We start from the raw sequence: 19567 nt of genomic DNA, 5'->3' as shown, positions 1-19567 counted from the left end.
CCGAAAACACAGGTAGGGCACAATGACGACGGTGAGCGACGAGACATCGAACGCTGTCCCCGCCGAACCGGATCCCGATGCCGCGCCCGACGCGGTGTCCACCGATGCCGACGGGAACGCCGTGACCTCCGAGGAGGCCACGGCCACCGACAGCACAGACGAAGACGCTGCCGAGGTCGTGGGCGACGAACTGTCGGACGACGCCGTCGACTCTGCGGGTGCAGATCCCGGTCCCACCGAGGCCGGCGATGCGGGTGACACCGACGAGACCGGAACTCCGGACGCGGACGTCGCTGCGAGCGACGACGAGGACATCGACGACCCGGAGATCGAGGCCGCAGACGACAGCGATCAGACCGCCGAAACCGTTGAGGGCGTTGAGGTCGACCACGCGGACGACGCCATCGACGCCATCGACGCCGACGATATCGATTCCGACGACCAGTCTGTCGATCCCGACGACGCCGTGGTACCCACAAGCGCTGCGACGCAACTCGATACCGATGACGACACCTGGTGGAAGTCCGCGATCTTCTACCAGATCTATCCGCGCTCGTTCTCCGATCTGGACGGCGACGGCGTCGGCGACCTCGCCGGCGTGATCGACAAGCTCGGCTACCTCGAACTCCTCGGGGTGGACGCTCTGTGGCTGAGTCCGATCATGCGCTCCCCCATGGCCGATCACGGCTATGACGTCTCCGATCCACGCGACATCGATCCGATCTTCGGCGATCTCGCGCGATTCGATGAGCTGATCGCCGAGGCACATGAGCGGTCGATCCGGGTCACGATGGACCTCGTCCCCAACCACACCAGCGATCAGCATCCGTGGTTCGTCGAGGCGCTGGCGGCCGAACCCGGCAGCAGCGAGCGGGCACGGTACATCTTCCGCGACGGACGAGGCGATGACGGCGACGAGCCGCCGAACAACTGGCAGAGCATCTTCGGTGGTCCGGCCTGGACGCGGGTCCCGGATCCTGATGGCACTCCAGGCCAGTGGTATCTGCACATCTTCGCTGCCGAACAACCAGATCTGAACTGGGAGAACCCCGAGGTCTTCGACGACCTGGAGAAGACTCTGCGTTTCTGGCTCGACCGCGGCGTGGACGGTTTTCGCATCGACGTCGCCCACGGCATGGCGAAGCCTGCCGACCTACCCGACATGGATCTCGAATCGGCGGGGCTGCTGCAGAACGACGACGACGATCCGCGGTTCAACAACTATGCGGTACACGACATCCATCGCAAGATCCGCAAGGTGCTCGACGAGTATCCGGGCGCGGCCAACGTCGGTGAGATCTGGGTCGACGACAACGAACGATTCGCCGAATACCTGAGGCCCGACGAGCTGCACCTCGGTTTCAACTTCCGCCTCGCCAAGGCGACGTTCGACACCGAATCGATCCGGGACGCGATCGAGAACTCCCTGGAGGCAGTGCTGTCGGTGTCCGGGGTGCCCACCTGGACCCTCTCCAACCACGATGTCGACCGTGAGGTCAGCCGCTACGGACGTATCACGGTCACACCCGCCGGTGCCGACCCCGTCGATGTCGATGTCGATATCGAGTCGCCCGACACCGACATCGACCTGGGCATCCTGAGGGCACGCGCGATGCTGCTCGTCGAACTCGCACTGCCGGGAACGGTGTTCATCTACAACGGCGCCGAACTCGGACTGCCGAACGCCGACCTGCCTGACGACGCCCTCCAGGACCCGGTGTGGGAGCGCTCCGAGCACACCGAACGCGGCCGCGACGCGTGCCGGGTTCCGTTGCCCTGGGAGGGTGACGAGCCGCCGTTCGGTTTCAGCAGCAATCCGGACACGTGGCTGCCGATGCCCGCATCATGGACGCGGTTCACCGTCGAAGCACAGCTCGAGGACATCGGTTCGACGCTCTCGCTCTACCGGCAGGCAATCGAGATGCGGTATGAACGACCGGAATTCGAGGGTGACACGGTGGAGTGGTACGGCGCCCCCGACGGCTGCCTGGCCTTCCGCCGGTCGGTCGGGCACCTGACCTGCGCCCTCAACACCGGCGACGTCCCGGTCCCGCTCCCACCCGGCGAGATCCTGCTGACCAGTTATCCGCTCATCGACGGTCAGCTCGCACCCAACTCGGCTGCCTGGCTGGTCTGAACGCCTTCCGGCGAACACCGCGCGACCGGCGTGGTCACACGGTCATCATCGCGATCTTCTCCAGGCGCTGAAAGACCGATCCGTAGCGTGCATCGATACGAATCCAGGCCCCGGACACACGGATCCGAACCGGTTCGTCGGCGGCGATACGGTCGAGGGGGGACGATTCGGTGATCTCGTGGCCGTCGGCGTCCCGGATGAACCCCATCGCGGTGACGGCGAAGAGCGACCTCATCGAGACCGAGGCCCGCCGTTCACCGTCGCGCGACGTCACGTCAAGCACATCCTGGTCGAGCAATCCGGTCGCCGGACCATGGGCACTGCCCTCGGTCCGCGCGAGATGTGCACCGCCGCGGGACAATTCGACGACGGTGCGCGCCGGCACGTCATCGAGCTGGGTGAACCCGGAGTTCGCAGGCAGCGCGCCGCGCCAGGCACTGTCCAGACCGAAACCCGGGTCGACCGCGCTCCCCGGCTCCGCCGCCGACAGTGCCGTGCGCAGCATCCCGGCGTCCGCGACGATGTCGTCGGGTCGCATCGTCCCGAACACGGATCTGCTTGCAAGAACGTCGAATCCGGTGTTGACCCAGAAACCGAGCAAACCATCGGGTCGGGCGGACACCCGCACGGCGGCCGTGTCGTCGAGACGGACCGCACGTCCAAGGAATGCGACCGCATCGGACCGGTCACCCGACCCGGTCACGGTGATGTGGCGTTCCGGAGCGGTCACCGAACCTCCTGGTCCGCACGGCGGAAGGACGCGAGGAACTCCTTCTCGTCCGCTGTGAGTCGCCGCAGACGCTGCGCATCGACGTCGAACGCGACGAGCTGAGTAGTGGCGGTGACGGCAGGCTTGCTCGTCGGGCCTGCTCCCTTCGGCCGGACCTCATAGCCGACCGTGAAGTCCACCGCGCGCAGCTGTTCGACGAACATGGTCACCTCGATCGGCCCCTCGTCGTGGCGCACCTGCTCCCGGTACTTCACGTGCAGGTCGGCCACCACGCACCCTTCTCGCAGCGAGGCGGTGGGCCGCCCGTCGTAGAAGAGCCACGGAATCCGCGCCTCCTCGAGGAGGGTCACCATCCGGGCATGGTTGATGTGGGCGAAGACATCCATGTCAGACCACCGGACGGGCACTTTGACCAGGTATCCGGCGTCGGTCCTCGTTCCCTCGTCCTCGTAGAGCACGCGCTTCCCTTCCCAGACGTCGTCGAACCGCGACTCGTCGCCGCGGGTCCAACCCTACGCACAGGGCTCCGCCGGATCAGCCCGGCACGATCTGGACGGGCAGGCCGTTGAGCACCACGGTGCCCGACAGCGGGTCGAGCACCGTCCCGTCGTTGAGGCGGTTCACGTTCACGCCGGGCGTCGCGGCCGCGACGGTGAGTCTTGTGCCCTCGACGTCGTGCCCCCATCCGTGCGGCAACGATGCGACACCGGGACGGATGTCTGTGGTGATCTCGACGGGGACGCTGAGCTCGCCGCCGGGACCGCGGATGACCGCGACGTCGGCGAGCCCGAGGCGGTCTGCGTCATCCGGGTGGACGTGCAGGGTGCAGCGGTTGGTCCCTCCCGACAGGGCCCCCAGGTTGTGCATCCAGCTGTTGTTGGAGCGCAGATTACGTCGGCCGATGAGCACGAGATCGTCGGGCCCGCGATCGATTGCGGCGCGCAACCGTGCGACGTCGCCGATCAGATCCTCGGCGGCGAGCTCGATCTTCCCCGATTCGGTCCGCAGCACCCCGGGCAGCCGAGGCCTCATGGGACCGAGGTCGATGCCGTGCGGGTTCTCCCGCAGAGAGTCGAGGGTCAATCCGTCGGCCCGGGAACCGAACGCGTCCCCGTAGGCTCCGAGCCGCAGCATCATGTCGAGTCGTCGTTCGTAACCCGGACCGTCGCACACCATGTCGGCGAGTTCCTCGACCCGACGGCCGGCCACCGGCGAGTGCGGATCCGACACCTCCTTCGAGAGCGTTGCGGTGATCGCCTGGTCGTCCACCAGGGCCGGATCGGCGTGCACCCCGACCCCACTGACTGCCAGCGCGATCCGGGACACGATCTCTGCCTCGTCGGGCCGCCCGGCGGGCAACTCGAACACCGGGGGCGAGTAGCGGGCCGTCGCCCGGACGGCGAGATTGTTGAGCACGAAGTCGAAGTGAGGGCTCTGCGACGGCGGTGGCGGCGGCAGGATGACGTCGGCGTGACGGGTGGTCTCGTTGAGGTAGGGGTCGATGCTCAGCATGAAGTCGACGCCCTCGAGGGCGCGCGCCAGACGCTCCCCGTTCGGCGCGGACAGGACCGGGTTCCCGGCAACCGTGATCAGGGCTTCGAGTTGTCCGGGCCCTGGGGTGTCGAGCTCCTCGGCGAGGGCCACGGCCGGTAGTTCGCCCGCCACCTCGGGGTGTCCGGATACCCGGCTCCGCCAGCGTCCCGTCCGGAACGCGCGGCCCGGGCGTGGCGGACGAGGCGCCGGTGCAGTGGGGGCGGTCGGGAACATCACGCCGCCGGGTACGTCGAGGTTGCCGGTGAGGATGTTGATCGCGTCGATGAGCCAGCTCCCGACGGTCCCGAATTCGACTGTGGTGGTGCCCATCCGGCCGTACACCGCCGCCGACGACGCAGTTGCCACCGCGCGGGTGAGCGCGCGGAGATCCGCGGCGGGGACGTCACAGTATCCGGCGACGCGTTCGGGGGCGAACTCGTCCGCGGCCCGTCTCAGCGCGTCGACCCCGGTCACATGGCGCGCGGTCCCACCCAGATCGGGTGCCACCAGGTTCTCGTCGAACAACGTGTGGACCATGGCGAACAGGAGGGCGGCGTCGGTCCCCGGGCGGGGCGAGATGTGCGTGTCGGCGAGTTTCGCCGTGCGGGTCCGAGCCGGATCGATCACCGTCAACCGCCCGCCGCGACGACGCAATGCGGCGAGTTTTCCGGGGAAATCGGCGGCCGTGGTGACGCTTCCGTTGGAGACCACCGGGTTCGCACCGATGACGACCAGGTGGTCGGTCCGATCCAGGTCGGGCACCGGGAACGCGAACGGGTTCCCGAACAGATACCCCAGGGCCACCTGTTTGGGCATCTGGTCGAGGGTGCTCGCGCTGAACACCTGATGGGTACCGAGGGCCCTGGCCAGCAGCGGCGTGTAGAGCGCCCCGGCGACGGTGTGCGCATTCGGATTGCCGAGATACAGGCCGACCGACGACCCCCCGTGATCGCCGATGATCGCTCCCAAGCGGTCGGCGACCACGTCGAACGCCTCATCCCAGCCGGTGGTGACGAGCTCACCACGACGGCGCACCAGAGGTTGTCCGAGGCGATCCGGATCGCCGTCGAGATCGGGCAGGCTCGCCCCTTTGGGACAGATGAAGCCACGACTGAAGACGTCGTCGTGGTCGCCGCGGGCGGTCAGGACCCGTCGCCGAGAGTCGTCGACGGTGAGGGTCAGTCCGCAGGTCGCCTCACACAGCGGACAGATGCGCAGCGCATTTCGGGCCATGACCAACCCTAGACCGGGTCGGCCTCGGTCCGGACGGTATCGCTCAACGGATCACGCTGCGCAGTTGGCGGGCCGCCACGGAGAGCACAGCCAGGTCCAGGGTGTCCGACTCGGTGATGTCGGCGAGCATCGTGCGGACCCGGGACAACCGGGAGGTGTGCGAGAACTCCCACTCGTCGATCTTCTCCGCCGCCGACTCATCGGGCTCGCCGACCTCGAGGACCTTCAGTGTCAGAGCCCGGAGTGCACCGTGCATGTCATCGCGAAGTGCCAAGCGCGCCAGCGCATGCCATCGATCGCCATAGGCGAGGTCGGATACCGCGGTCAGCAGCTCCTCGAGTCCGAAGTGTTCCATGACCGCGAAATAGAGTTCGCCGACCTCGACGGGCTCACGGTCCGCGATCTCCGAGGCATCGATGATGTCGAGGAGGCAGAACCGATGCAGGCTCACCGCCACGTCGTGCGCGAGATCCTGCGGTACGCCTGCCGCTTGATAGCGGTCCACACGCGCGTCGACATCGAATGCCGAACTCGCCCCGAACCAACTGTCCAGCAGGGCCGACAACTCCGCGACCCGCTCCCCGTACCGGGTGATCTCCGCGGCCATCGCCAGTGGCTGTGGCCGGAATGCCAGCAGCCACCGAGATGCCCGGAACAGCAGGCGCCTGGCGTACATCGACATCTCGTCGATCGCCGCGGCAGGAGCCGGCGCATGGGTGATCCGCTCGAACAGACTGTCCATCCCGAAGACCGCGCCCGCCACCACATATGCGCGAACGCCCTCCTCCGTCGAGGAGCCGGTGCCCTCCCCCAGACGGAACAGGTGCGTCATTCCCGCCTTGTCGACCACGTCGTTGACCAGCGTGGTGGTCACGATCTCCCTGCGCAGGCGATGCGACCGGATACCGTCGGCGAATCGATCCCGCAGGGGCATCGGGAAATAGCCGGACAACCGCGCGTCGAACACCTCGTTGTCGGGCAGATCGGTCGCGAGGAGATCCGATTTCGCCGCCAGTTTCACATGGGCCATCAGGGTGGCGAGTTCGGGAGAGGTGAGGCCGCGATGCAACTCGCTGCCGAATCGCTTCCGGAGTTCGGCGGGTTGCGGCAACGCCTCCAACCGGAGGTCCACCCCGCGATTGCGCGAGAGATCGGTCAGCTGCCGCATGTGGACGTCCACCCGGACAGTGGAGAAGGTTCGACTGAAGCCGAGTTCGGAGTTCTGGGAGATGTTGTCGGCCAACACGAGATCGGCGACCTCACCGGTCATCGACTCCAGCAGAGGGTTGCGGTCCGCGACATCCAGGTCACCCGACGACACCGCCGAGTCGAGCAGGATCTTGATGTTCACCTCGTGGTCGGAACAGTCGACGCCCGCCGAGTTGTCCATCGCGTCGGTGTTGACGCGCCCACCCGCCAGGTCGAATTCGATCCGGCCGCGCTCGGTGGCGCCGAGATTCCCACCCTCCCCCAGGACCTTGGCGCGTAACTCCGAGCCGTCTACGCGGATCGCATCGTTCGCCTTGTCGCCGACCTCGGCGTCGGACTCGGTGGACGCCTTGACATAGGTGCCGATGCCGCCGTTCCACAGCAGATCGACAGGCGCCAGCAGAATGGCGCGGATCAGTTCCGGTGGCGACAACGCGGTGATCGGGTCACCGAGGCCGAGCGCAGCACGCATCTCGTCGCTGACCGGGACCGACTTCTGCTCGCGCGACCACACCCCGCCGCCGGGACTGATCAGCGTGGTGTCGTAATCGGCCCACGACGAACGGGTGAGGGCGAACAGCCGTTCACGCTCTCGCCGTGCAGCGGTCGCATCGGGTTTCGGATCGACGAAGACATGTCGGTGGTCGAAGGCAGCGACCAGCCTGATGTGCTCGGACAACAGCATCCCGTTGCCGAAGACGTCACCGCTCATGTCGCCGATCCCGACCACCGTGAAGTCCTCGGATTGGGTGTCGCGGCCCAACTCCCGGAAATGACGCTTCACCGACTCCCATGCACCCCGGGCCGTGATCCCCATCGCCTTGTGGTCGTAACCGGCCGAACCGCCCGATGCGAAGCCGTCACCGAGCCAGAAACCGTACTGCGCAGCAACGTCATTGGCGATGTCGGAGAACGACGCGGTGCCCTTGTCCGCGGCGACGACGAGATACGGATCGTCGCCGTCCCGACGCACCACGGACCGCGCCGGGATCACCGTTCCGCTCTGATGGTCGATGTTGTCGGTGACGTCGAGCAGACCGGAGATGAAGGCCCGATAGCACTCGACACCCTCGGAGCGTTGGATGTCACGGTCCGCGACCGGATCACCAGTCGACGCAGGCGGGCGCTTCACGACGAACCCGCCCTTGGCCCCGACGGGGACGATCACCGCGTTCTTCACGGCCTGCGCCTTCACCAGTCCGAGGATCTCGGTGCGGAAATCTTCGCGCCGATCAGACCATCGCAGACCACCGCGGGCGACCATGCCGAAGCGCAGGTGCACGCCTTCGATCCGCGGTGAGTACACGAAGATCTCGTGCAGCGGCCGGGGCTCCGGCGCCTGCGGGATGTCGCGGGGACGGAGCTTGAACGACATGACCGGTCGACGACCGCCATCGCCGGTCACGTAGTAGTTGGTACGCGAGGTCGCCGTCACCACCGCGACGAACGCCGACAGGATGCGGTCGGCGTCCAGGCTGATCACCGTCCCGACGTCGCGCCGCAGACGTGTGAGGACATCGTCACGCCGGTCCTCGTCGGCACCTGTCGGGTCGAACGACGCGGCGAACAGGTCGACCAACCCACGGGTGACCGACCTGTGCTCGCCGAGAACCGCCGCGACATGTGTTGTGGTATAGGAGAATCCACACTGACGCAGATACCTGGCATAGGCACGGAGCATCGCCGCCGACCGCCAGTCCAACCCGCATCGGATCACCAATTCGTTGAACGCGTCCACTTCCGCGTTCTGGCGCCAGATCTGGCGGAATGCATCGGTGAACCGGTGCTCGAGATCGTCGAGGGCCTCGGCGTCCACCGACATCCCTGTCGTCAGGGTCACACCGAATTCATAAGCCCAGCACGATGTTCCGTCGGGGCGAATGAGGTGATAGGGATGTTCGTCGAGGACGTCGAGGCCGAGGCTGTGGAGTACCGGCAGCACATCGGTGAGGGTGGCGGCCGCCCCGCACAGGTACAGCGTGAAGATCCACCGGTCGTCGGCGAGTTGACGGTTGTCGGTGAGTTGTCGGTTGTCGGTGTCGGCGATTGCCTCACCGAGCTCCCGTTCGTCCGGTTCCCCCTGGACGAATCGACTCAGCGTGACGGTGACGCCGCCCGGCTCCAACTGGGTCACGTGGATCAGGTCGGAGAGGGCTGCCCGTGGGTTCCGCTGCTCCTTGTAGTCCTCCGGAAGTGAGGGCAGGGCGCGGAGCAAGGTGTCGACACCACCGGCCGGCCAGGCCGACGGCGGGTGTCCGGCCTCGGTGGCGCGGCCGAGAGCACGGACACGTTCGTCCCAGCTGCGTATCGATCCGGCGAGTTTGGCCTGCATCGCCTGATGTCTGCGACCGCCGGTGTCGAGTGAACCGAGCAGCCGCGCGCGGTCGCTGTCGACACGTACCAGCACCTGGAGCAGTGCCAGCGGCATCTCACTCACTCGTGCGGTGTACTCGATCGCGGTCCCGCCGAGCGCGTCGAGGAGTTCGGCCTGCAATGTGAGACGCGATTGGGTGTTGTAGCGATCACGCGGCAGGTAGACCAGCGCCGCCGCCATCCGCCCGTCGGGATTCATGCGTACGAACAGTCGCAGCGACCGGGTCGCGACGGCGTCCAGCATCTCATCGACCTGGCGGCCCAGTTCGGCATCGGTGGCGGCGAACATCTCGACGAGCGGGTAGTTCTGCAGCAGTTCGAGCATCGCCTGCCCGGCGAACGAGTCCGCGTCGACACCGGCCCGGTCGAGAACGCCACGAACCTTGACGCGCAGCACCGGGATGTCGAGCACCGTCTGATGCAGACCCGACGAGGTGAAGGTGCCCACAAACCGATGCTCGCCTGCGTGCTGACCATCGGAGGTGAACGCAGGTATCTGTAGCAGGGTGGGAAAGTCGGAACGCTGGATTCCGGTCTCGAGGTAGATGCGCGAGACCCGCGGCAACGGCGCGTCGGCGGCGACCGGGAACGACGACACGACGGTGTCCGTGCGCCACACTCCGAGGCGGTCGGTGAGGGCCGCGCCGTCGGCGGGGGCCCGCGCATATCCGAGCGGCAGAAAATGGTTGCCGACGAACCACTCCAGCAGGCGCGCGTACTCCTGACGCTCGCCTGCGGGCAGGCCGGTGGCACCGGACTCCTGGACGGCCGCGCATTCGACGGCCAACTCGGTGAGCCCGGTCCGCATCCGATCGACGTCCCGGTCGACGTCGGCGACCCGGCCGATGACCTCGAGGACGTCGGACCTCAGTGCCGCCAGATCGAAGTCGGGCTGCTGCGACAGGGCGACGACGAAGATCCATGACTCGACCGCGGTCGGATCGTCGTCGCCGAACGCCGACAGAGTCCCGTCGTCGCGACGGATCACCGGCAGCACCGGATGGTCGATGCGGGTCACCACCAGCTCGTGGGCCTCGACCGTCGCGAGCACCGCCTCGACCAGCAGGGGCATGTCGTCGTTGACCACCACCACTTCGACGCCGCCGGACCGACTCGCGACGATGTCGACCAGACGTTCGCCGGGAGCGCGCCGATGAGCCACGTCGAGGTGACGACGTACCCGGTCGACCTCCTCGGATGCGAATCGATCCAGGTCCGGCGACTCTGCCGGGCGCGCCGACGACGAGGAGCTAAAATATCGCGCAATCGCTTGTGGCAGAAGCGATGTCACGTTCGGCAACGGCACTCACCCCATCGCGGGAGGGGCAGGGACCCGGAATCTCCGGAGTATGCCCGCTCCCCTGCGATGGTAATGACCGAGGTGGTCGCGGTCAGCCGATCCGGCGCGTGTCCGGCCGCCGATGCACGAACTAGTCGCGGGTGAGCTTGCGATGCGTGACCCGATGCGGCCGCGCTGCGTCGGCACCGAGACGTTCCAACTTGTTGGCCTCATAGGCCTCGAAGTTGCCCTCGAACCAGAACCACTGACCTTCGGCGACGTTGCCCTCCCACGCGAGGATGTGGGTACAGGTGCGGTCGAGGAACCACCGGTCGTGCGAGATCACCACGGCGCAGCCGGGGAACTTCTCGAGAGCGTTCTCCAGCGAACCGAGGGTCTCGACGTCGAGATCGTTGGTCGGCTCGTCCAGCAGGATCAGGTTTCCGCCCTCTTTGAGGGTCAGCGCCAGGTTCAGGCGGTTGCGCTCACCACCGGACAGGACCTCGGCACGCTTCTGCTGGTCGGGGCCCTTGAAGCCGAATGCGCTCACGTACGCGCGCGACGGCATCTCGTTCTGGCCGACCTCGATGAAGTCCATCCCACCGGACACGACCTCCCAGACGTTCTTCTTGGGATCGATGTTCGCGCGGTTCTGATCCACGTAACTCAGCTTGACCGTCTCGCCGACCTTGACCGAGCCCGAATCGGGCTCCTCGAGGCCGACGATCGTCTTGAACAGGGTCGTCTTGCCGACGCCGTTGGGGCCGATCACGCCGACGATGCCGTTGCGCGGCAGGGTGAAGGACAGGTCCTTGATCAGCACCCGCCCGTCGAAACCCTTGTCGAGGTTGTTGACTTCCACCACCACGTCACCCAGACGTGGCGGGGTCGGGATCTGGATCTCCTCGAAATCGAGCTTGCGGGTCTTCTCTGCCTCGGTCGCCATCTCCTCGTAGCGCGCGAGACGGGCCTTGTTCTTGGTCTGACGCGCCTTGGCTCCCGAGCGGACCCACGCCAACTCTTCCTTCAGGCGGCGCTGCAACTTCTGGTCCTTCTTGCCCTGGACCTCGAGACGTTCGGCCTTCTTCTCCAGGTAGGTGGAGTAGTTGCCCTCGTAGGGGTGCAGCTTGCCGCGGTCGACCTCACAGATCCAGCCCGCGACGTGATCCAGGAAGTACCGGTCGTGGGTGACCGCGAGGACGGCGCCCGGGTACCCGGCCAGGAACTGCTCGAGCCACAGCACGCTCTCGGCGTCGAGGTGGTTGGTCGGCTCGTCGAGGAGCAGCAGATCGGGCTTCTGCAGCAGGAGCTTGCACAGGGCTACGCGTCGGCGCTCACCACCGGAGAGATGGGTGACGGGCGAGTCGGCAGGCGGGCACCGCAGAGCGTCCATTGCCTGCTCGAGCTGCGAGTCCAGGTCCCACGCGTCGTTGTTGTCCAGGTCTTCCTGGAGCTTGCCCATCTCCTCCATCAACTCGTCCGAGTAGTCGGTGGCGAGCTGCTCGGCGATCTCGTTGAAGCGGTCCAGCTTCACCTTGATCTCGCCCATGCCCTCCTCGACGTTCTCCTTGACCGTCTTCTCCTCGTTGAGGGGAGGCTCCTGCAGCAGGATGCCGACGGTGGCGTCGGGGTCGAGGAAGGCCTCGCCGTTCGACGGCTGGTCGAGTCCGGCCATGATCTTCAGGATCGACGACTTGCCGGCGCCGTTCGGCCCGACGACGCCGATCTTGGCACCGGGATAGAACGACATGGTGACATCGTCGAGGATGACCTTGTCGCCGTGCGCCTTGCGCACCTTCTTCATCGTGTAGATGAACTCAGCCACAGAAAAACTCCTTCAGACCTGCGCTCATTGTCGGCTGGCGTCAGCCGTTGACCTCCGATGCACGCGATAGCGCGCACTCACGCCCACCAGCCTAGTGGGCGCGCCGGGGCGCGGTGTCGTCCGGTGACTCGCCACCGGCCGGCGAGGCCGTGACCGTTGTACCCATCCGGGCACAACGGTCACCGGCCGTGGCGGCCGGACGAGGATCACGCCGCGCTGGGGGCGGCGTGATCTAACGTCGATCGGTCGACCGCCTCCACCACCCGCGCGTGGCCTGCCGCTCCTGGTGTGCCCTGGTAGGTGACCACACACCGGCTCAGGTCCAGTCCCACCGCGCTGGCGGTCATCTCGAGGTCGGAGCGCTTCTCCCCATCGGCGGTGACGTATTCGTTGGTCTTGATCTGCCCGTGGGCGATGACCGGGCGCCCCTTCGCGACCGCGAGACCGACTCCCGCCAGCAGCCGACGCCAGCAACTCACGGTCAGATACAGGGTCGGACCGTCGATCCATTCCTGACTGCGCTTGTCGATCCGTCGCGAGTTGCACGCCACGCGGAAGGAGATCACCTCCTCCCCGGTGGTGGTCTGCCTGCGCCGTGGTTCGGAAACAACAGTGCCGATGATGGTGGTGTAGGTCTCGTACATGCTCGACTCCTCGGGTTCTCCCGCGCCACGCGTTGTCGTGGCTGGTGCCAGCATCGATGACGCGAGGGCCGCGAAACGATCCGCAGCCTGATCTGTGGACAAGTCCGCGGAATCGTCGGCGATCATGTGCGGTTGTGGAGATCCTTGAGCATTTCGTTGTAGCTCTCGAGGTCCGCGTCGTGGTCACGCGCGGCCCGGCGATCGTAACGGCGAGCCTGCTTCTCGTCCTGACGCCGCCATTGCACGAGGAGCGCGAGCATGATCACCACCAGGGGTATCTCGCCTGCCGCCCAGGCGATTCCACCGCCTGCGCGCTGATCGTCGAACAGGTTGTAGGCGAACGGCAGGTTCAGACTGCGGTAGTACCCCTCGGCGATGACCGCACTGGTCATCATCAGGGCCACCCCGAAGAACGCATGGAACGGCAACGAACCCATGACGATGCCGAGCTTGGCGACCGGTCGGACCTGACGGGGCGCGGGGTCGATGCCGATCACGATCCAGTAGAAGAGGTAGCCGCTGAGCAGGAAGTGCACGTTCATCAGGATGTGCGCCGCGTGATACGGCACCACCGCCTCGAACACACCGCCCAGGTAGAGGACGTAGAAGCTGCCGACGAACAGGATCGCCGCGACCGCGGGGTGGGTCAGGAACCGCGACGGCCCACTGTGGATGGCCGACTGGATCCACTCCCGCGGCCCGGGGGGATTGCCCTTTCCGGCCGGCCGCAACGCACGCAGCGCCAGCGTGACCGGCCCGCCCAGGACCAACAGGACCGGGATCATCATCGACATCAGCATGTGCGCGATCATGTGCATGCTGAACATCGCTGGCGAGTATCTGCCGAGACCAGACGAGGTCGTGAACAGCAACAGCGCGCAGCCGAGAATCCATGCCACCGTCCGCCCGACCGGCCAGTCGTCCCCACGGCGCCGGAGCCGCACCACCCCGCGCAGATAGACGATGGCCAGAATGATCGCGAGCGTCCCGAACAGGAGATCGAACCGCCAGTCCACCAGAATCCGCCACAGCGACGGCGCGGCGTCGATCCGGTATCCGATCTGTGCCTCGACCGCGGAGACGTCGGCGTTCTCGCCGGCCGGCGGTGGGGTCCGGGACAGGCCGACGGCCAGTCCGAAGGTGATGGCGAACACCAGCGTCTCGACGATGCCGAAACGGACGAACGTCGACCGCGGCGCCGGCTCGTCCTCCAGACGTGCGATGGTCACCCGCCGATGCCAGGCCCCCAGCGCGCCGAGCACGACCAGTGCACAGGTCTTGGCCAGCACCAGCCGCCCGTAGGTGTCGGTGAAGAGATCGCCGAGCGGCATCCGGACGAGTGCGTTGATCACCCCGCTCACGCCGACCGCGAGGATGCTCCAGAACGCGACGCGGGAGAACCGTCGTACCGCCAGCACCCGCCAGCGCCCATCGGCCAGGGCGTAGACGACCACTGCGAACAGCCCACCCATCCACACCGTCGCGCCGACGATGTGCACGATCAGGCTGTTGGTGGCCACGTCGTGGTTGCCACCCGTCGACGAATGGCCGGCGAGCGCCGCGGGCATCAGGCTCAGCACCATCAGCGCGATAGCGCCGAACGTCCACCCCCACTTCAGGATCACCCGTGCCAGGGCCGCGGCGGCCACCGCGAAGATCGCCGTCCACAGCCAGGTGCGGGCATCGGCGACCTGCGAGTACGAGTTGATCAGGTTCGCCGGTTTCAGCGACGCCGACAGTGGTTGCCCACTCACGTTGGAGATCGACAACGGGATCAACAGGACGGCACAGACACCCCAGGTGAGGGCGGCGGTCGCCGCGATCCGGATCGCTCGATAGCCACCGACGTCGAGCACACCGTCGGACTGCGGCGGCACGAAGAACGCGGCGAAGACGGCCGACCCGAGAGCGATCGCGGCACTCACCTCACCGATCGCGGTGACCGCGGGCAGCCCATAGGTCGTCAGCCACCCCGGGTCGGGCACACCGGCGAGTTGCACCGCCGTCGCCGCCGACATCGCCGTCACGAGGATCGCGACGATCCCGGCCAGCCAACCGAGCGCCCACGACAGGCCCGCCGCCGCGCCTCGCTGCTCACGCATCGCGTCCCGGCCGGGCTCGGCCGGAACTGTCGGCGTTGCGCTGGTCATGGCACCACTCTAGGACGGGATATACTCGCCCACGCTGCCGCCCCGAGCGGCGCTGCCTCCGTAGCTCAGGTGGATAGAGCAAGGGCCTTCTAATCCCTAGGTCGCAGGTTCGAGTCCTGCCGGGGGCACCACCGAATCCTCGTCCGCACCAGCGGCGGTGCACCCGCCGTCGTCGAAAGAACTCGACGCAGGCGCCCTCCGCCGTGTGATCTCGGCTACGTCACCCCAGTCCGCGATGACCCGACCACAAGGTCGCAGCGCGCGCCGCAGCCCGATCGATCAGAGTCGAGATCTCGGGATCGTCGGGAACCCGGAACGACGTGTAGGTCCCGCGCCCGCCACGCGTGGGCCGCCCGTACGCCCTGGCCGCGAGCCGTCCGTCCGACAGCAGACGCACGTTCAGTGTCGTCAGCGTGAACTCTCGTCGCCGGCGCGCTCGCGCGGTACCGTGCCGCGCCACCGTCCGATCAGCGACATCGAGTGAAAGATGACCAGCGCCGCTGCGGCACCCAGGGCGATACCGCCGAAGTCGAGATCCCCCACGACCCAGGTGAAGTCGGCGATCCCGATCACCAGCGGGATTGCTGCGGTGAACTGGTTGACCGGCCTGGAGAAATCCACTCGATTGGTCACCCAGATGTGCACACCGAGGACGCCGACCAGCCCGTACAGCGCTGTCGTGACGCCACCGAGCACGCCGGCCGGCACCGCGGCGATCACTGCCCCGACCTTCGGTGACAGTCCGAGGAGCACCGCCACCACACCCGCGATCCAGTACGCGGCAGTCGAATACACCTTCGTCGCCGCCATCACGCCGATGTTCTCCGCGTAGGTCGTGGTGGCCGAACCGCCGCCACTGCCGGCGAGCGCCGTGGCCAATCCGTCGGCGACCAGCGCGCGGCCGATCCGGCGGTCGTAGTTGTTCCCGGTCATGGTCGCGACCGACTTCACATGGCCGATGTTCTCCACCAGCAACACGAGCACGACCGGCAAGAACATCGGGATCACCGAGAGATGGAATGTCGGGGTGTGGAACTCGGGGAGGCCGACCCACGCGGCATCGCCGATACCGCTGGTGTCCACCTTGTCGAAGATCAGCGAGATCACGTACCCCAGGATCACGCTGAAGAAGATCGCCAGGCGCCCCAACAGCCCTCGGAACAGCACCACGGACGCGACGAGCAGCACCAGCACCACCGTCGCGATGACCGGGTCCTTCTCGAAATTCGTCTTCGCGGTCGGCGCGAGATTCAGCCCGATGAGCGCAACGATCGTGCCGGTCACGACCGGTGGCATGAGGATCTCGATCCAGCCGATACCCGCGAAGTGTGCGATCGCGCCGATCACGATCAACAGCGCTCCCACCACCACGATCCCGCCCAGCGCGGCCGACTGGCCGTTGGAGGCGGTGGCCGCCAGCACCGGGGCGATGATCGCGAAACTCGAACCGAGATAGCTGGGTAGCCGGTTGCGGGTGATCAGCAGGAACAGCACCGTGCCGATCCCGGAGAACAGCAGTGTCGTCGACGGCGGGAATCCGGTGAGCACCGGGACGAGGAAGGTCGCGCCGAACATCGCCACGACGTGCTGTAGTCCGATACCCACCGTTCGAGGCCAGCTGAGGCGTTCGTCAGGTGCGATGACTCCCCCGCCGTCGACCTTCCGCCAGGACAAGAATCCACCCGTTCGCGTGTCCGTTGTCGCCATGGGAATCAGTGTGCGACATGACGCCCTGCGTCCGCGCGCTTACCGAGCGTCCGCGCGAGGGCGGCGGAGATCGCGACGGCACGATCGGTGCCCCGGAACAGCAGACGACTCCGATCTGACAGCCTTCTGCCAGCTACGGCCAAGGCCGTCCGAAGGTGGCGCCCATAGCTTTCTCCACGTCGGCAATGTTGCCGGCCCGAACACAAGGAGAAGCACTCATGCCTCAGCCAGGACCCAAGCACGGAAACGGCCCTCGCCCGCAGCAGCAGCATCCCGCACCCCCTCGCAAGCGTCGCCGTCGTCGCGTCTGGAACCGGCGTCTGCATCGGTGGGACTGGGCGTGGTTCTGATCACCACCCGTTTCTGACCACCACCGCAGCGTTCCGCGGCCATACCGCCACACGTATGGTCTCGGAACGCCGCACGTCATCGATCGGATCACAGGATGACCGCACGCGAAGCCTTCCGCCGCTTCTTCCCCGCCCTGAAGGGCGAAGGCGCCCGATTCGCGCTGGCCGCAACACTTCTACTCGTCGCCGCCGGCTGCGAGATCATCGCGATCTTCGTGCTCTCCGACGTGATCGACGGAGCGCTCACCGCCGACAGCGCCGTCCGCTTCGCCGAGTTGGCGGCTCTGTGGCTGCTCATCACCGCGGTCTCCACCGGCGCGGACTACTACGGTCAGGTCACCGCCATCGGCATCTCCGAGCGGGTGGTCCTACGCCTGCGCGATTCGCTGTTCGCCCACGTACAGCGGCTCAATCCGGTCATCCATCGACGTTTCGGCCTCGGCGACCTCGTGACCCGACACTCCAGCGACCTCGAAGCGGTCGAGTATCTCGTCGGATCCGGCGTCATGCAATTCGTCATCGCGGTGGCCAACACCATCGGCCTCGTCGTCGCGGCGTTCATCATGAGTTGGCAGGTTGCACTGGTCGCCATCGCAGCGGTACCGATCCTGTGGGTGATCTCGGCCTATTACGGCCGCCGTCAGACCATCGTGACCCGCGACGAGCGAACTGCCAACGCCGACATCGCCATCGCCGTCCAGACCGCCCTCAGCGGACATGAGACCGCGGTCGCCTACAACCAGCAGAGCCGCGAACACGCGCGGTTGCACCGCCACGGCGTCACCTGGCTCGGCGCCCGGATGTCACAGACGCGGATCGAGGCCGGCTTCGGCGCCGTCATGGGTTTCGGGCAGGTGGTGGTGACCCTCGCCATCGCCGTCGCGGGCGTCTGGCAGGTCCGCCAGGGTGCCCTCAGCGTCGGAGAACTGCTCGCGCTCACCGGCTACCTCGGCATGCTGTATCCGAAGATGCAGGAACTCGCAGAGGTTCGGCTGTCGCTCGCCTCCGCCGTGGTGAGCGCGGAACGGATCTCTGAACTCCTCGACCTCGTCCCCACCGACTCGGATCGCGAGGACGCTGTGGCGCACACCGGGCCCGGTCACGACGTCGCGGTCCGCGGCGTGACGCTGCGCCGCGACGGCGTCACCATCCTCGACGACGTCTCCCTGGACCTGCGGCCCGGCGAGATCACCGCCCTCGTCGGGGGCAGTGGCGCCGGAAAGTCGACCCTGGCGTCATTGCTGTGTCGCTTCGAGAATCCCGACGACGGTCGGATCATGCTCGGCGGCAACGACTTCACCACGCTCACCGGCCATTCGATCCGTGATCACGTCACCCTGCTCCCCCAGCAGCCGATCATCAAGGCGGCCACCGTCGCCGACAACATCGCCTACGGTCGTCCCGATGCATCCCGTGCGGAGATCATCAGCGCGGCCATCGCGGCCGATGCCGACGGATTCATCTCGGATCTGCCGCTCGGTTATGACGCGCCCCTCGGCGAGGACGGCCTCACGCTGTCGGGCGGTCAGCGGCAACGGATCGCCATGGCGCGCGCGTTTCTGCGCGACAGTCCGGTCCTGATCCTCGACGAACCCACCGCGGGCCTCGATGACGCCACCGCGCAGCGCATCCTCGAACCGTTGCGTCGCCTCGCACGCGGGCGGTCCACCCTGCTCATCACCCACGATGCCCGGGTGACGGAGATCGCCGACGACGTCCTCGAGCTCCGGGACGGACGCCTGCACAGCCGTAGCGCCGCCATCGCCTGACCGCCCGCCGCCTGCGCGGCGGATATGAACCTAGTTGCATAGTGCGTTGGTGCACTGCTAGCGTGACCCCATGGCACTCGAGCATGCGATTCTCGTGTCGCTGGCCGAGCGACCCGGTACGGGTTACGAGATCGGCCGGCAGTTCGACAGGTCGATCGGCTACTTCTGGTCGGCGACACATCAGCAGATCTATCGCACGCTCAAAAAGCTTCACTCCGACGGGCTGGTCAGTTTCGAGTCGATCACCCAGGACGGCCGGCCGGACAAGAAGGTCTACACCATCTCCGACGCCGGCCGAGAGGTCCTGTCGGCGTGGGCGACGAGCCCGACGCCGATGCAGCCCCTTCGAAGCGACCTGGGTGTGAAGCTGCGAGCGGCCGAGTTCGGCGACCTCTCCGCCATCATCGGCGAATTGAAGGTGCACCGCGACGAGCACGTCGCCCAGCTCAAGATCTTCACCGGATTCGAAGAGAGCTACTACCCGGATCCGGACACGCTCACCGGCCGCAAACTGCATCAATATCTGGTGCTGCGCGGCGGTATCCGCCAAGAAGCAGGCTTCATCGAATGGTGCGACGAGGTCATCGCCGCACTCGAACGAGAGCTGTCCGCCTGACCGGCCCCAGCC

General features: G+C 66.8%; 13 protein-coding genes and 1 tRNA gene. 5 read left to right on the top strand and 9 right to left on the bottom strand.

Annotation, left to right across the window (positions count from 1 at the left end; genetic code table 11):
• Nucleotides 1-22 precede the first annotated feature (22 nt).
• Nucleotides 23-2137 (top strand): glycoside hydrolase family 13 protein, encoded by a 2115-nt coding sequence (locus IDF66_RS18695; protein WP_223309857.1) that lies wholly within the window; start codon nucleotides 23-25, stop codon nucleotides 2135-2137.
• Between the two features lie 34 nt (nucleotides 2138-2171).
• On the opposite strand, the gene IDF66_RS18690 is transcribed toward IDF66_RS18695, so the two are convergent.
• From IDF66_RS18690 to IDF66_RS18660, 7 genes are all read right to left on the bottom strand, one after another.
• A complete protein-coding gene (locus tag IDF66_RS18690; RefSeq protein WP_190268143.1) occupies nucleotides 2172-2867 on the bottom strand; it encodes a hypothetical protein in 696 nt (231 codons plus the stop codon).
• Nucleotides 2864-3325, bottom strand: coding sequence for an acyl-CoA thioesterase (locus tag IDF66_RS18685; RefSeq protein ID WP_190268142.1), 462 nt, complete (start codon nucleotides 3323-3325; stop codon nucleotides 2864-2866). Before IDF66_RS18685 ends, IDF66_RS18690 begins: the two co-directional genes overlap by 4 nt.
• Nucleotides 3326-3401: 76 nt before the next feature.
• A complete protein-coding gene (locus IDF66_RS18680; RefSeq protein ID WP_190268141.1) occupies nucleotides 3402-5633 on the bottom strand; it encodes a molybdopterin-dependent oxidoreductase in 2232 nt (743 codons plus the stop codon).
• Nucleotides 5634-5676: 43 nt separating this feature from the next.
• Complete coding sequence (locus tag IDF66_RS18675; RefSeq protein ID WP_190268140.1) at nucleotides 5677-10515, bottom strand: NAD-glutamate dehydrogenase; 4839 nt, start codon at nucleotides 10513-10515, stop codon at nucleotides 5677-5679.
• 130 nt (nucleotides 10516-10645) lie between these two features.
• On the bottom strand, nucleotides 10646-12319 hold the full coding sequence (gene ettA / locus IDF66_RS18670; protein WP_190268139.1) for an energy-dependent translational throttle protein EttA: 1674 nt from the start codon (nucleotides 12317-12319) through the stop codon (nucleotides 10646-10648).
• 206 nt (nucleotides 12320-12525) lie between these two features.
• Nucleotides 12526-12963: a single-stranded DNA-binding protein gene (locus IDF66_RS18665; protein WP_190268370.1), complete on the bottom strand. Its 438-nt coding sequence runs from the start codon at nucleotides 12961-12963 to the stop codon at nucleotides 12526-12528.
• A gap of 122 nt (nucleotides 12964-13085) precedes the next feature.
• A complete protein-coding gene (locus IDF66_RS18660; RefSeq protein ID WP_190268138.1) occupies nucleotides 13086-15113 on the bottom strand; it encodes a cytochrome c oxidase assembly protein in 2028 nt (675 codons plus the stop codon).
• 54 nt (nucleotides 15114-15167) lie between these two features.
• Between IDF66_RS18660 and IDF66_RS18655 the strand changes: the two genes are divergently transcribed.
• Nucleotides 15168-15244 (top strand) — tRNA-Arg (locus IDF66_RS18655).
• Nucleotides 15245-15333: 89 nt separating this feature from the next.
• Here the strand turns inward: IDF66_RS18655 and IDF66_RS18650 are convergent.
• Together IDF66_RS18650 and IDF66_RS18645 are read right to left on the bottom strand one after the other, a co-directional pair.
• Nucleotides 15334-15510, bottom strand: a complete 177-nt coding sequence (locus tag IDF66_RS18650; protein ID WP_223309856.1) for a hypothetical protein — start codon at nucleotides 15508-15510, stop codon at nucleotides 15334-15336.
• A gap of 11 nt (nucleotides 15511-15521) precedes the next feature.
• The gene (locus IDF66_RS18645; protein ID WP_190268136.1) at nucleotides 15522-16820 is read right to left on the bottom strand and encodes a uracil-xanthine permease family protein; all 1299 of its coding nucleotides are present in this window, start codon (nucleotides 16818-16820) and stop codon (nucleotides 15522-15524) included.
• Nucleotides 16821-17038: 218 nt separating this feature from the next.
• On the opposite strand from IDF66_RS18645, the gene IDF66_RS23985 reads away from it, so the two are divergent.
• The 3 genes from IDF66_RS23985 to IDF66_RS18635 all read left to right on the top strand — a co-directional run bounded on the left by IDF66_RS23985 (nucleotide 17039) and on the right by IDF66_RS18635 (nucleotide 19555).
• Nucleotides 17039-17170, top strand: coding sequence for a hypothetical protein (locus IDF66_RS23985; RefSeq protein WP_263282343.1), 132 nt, complete (start codon nucleotides 17039-17041; stop codon nucleotides 17168-17170).
• A 95-nt stretch (nucleotides 17171-17265) separates the two neighbouring features.
• Nucleotides 17266-18939: an ABC transporter ATP-binding protein gene (locus IDF66_RS18640; protein WP_190268135.1), complete on the top strand. Its 1674-nt coding sequence runs from the start codon at nucleotides 17266-17268 to the stop codon at nucleotides 18937-18939.
• 70 nt (nucleotides 18940-19009) lie between these two features.
• Nucleotides 19010-19555: a PadR family transcriptional regulator gene (locus IDF66_RS18635; protein WP_190268134.1), complete on the top strand. Its 546-nt coding sequence runs from the start codon at nucleotides 19010-19012 to the stop codon at nucleotides 19553-19555.
• The last annotated feature ends 12 nt before the right edge of the window (nucleotides 19556-19567 follow it).

Source organism: Gordonia hankookensis (genome assembly GCF_014673215.1).
Lineage (GTDB): Bacteria > Actinomycetota > Actinomycetes > Mycobacteriales > Mycobacteriaceae > Gordonia > Gordonia hankookensis.
This window is presented reverse-complemented; position numbering and strand designations above follow the sequence as displayed.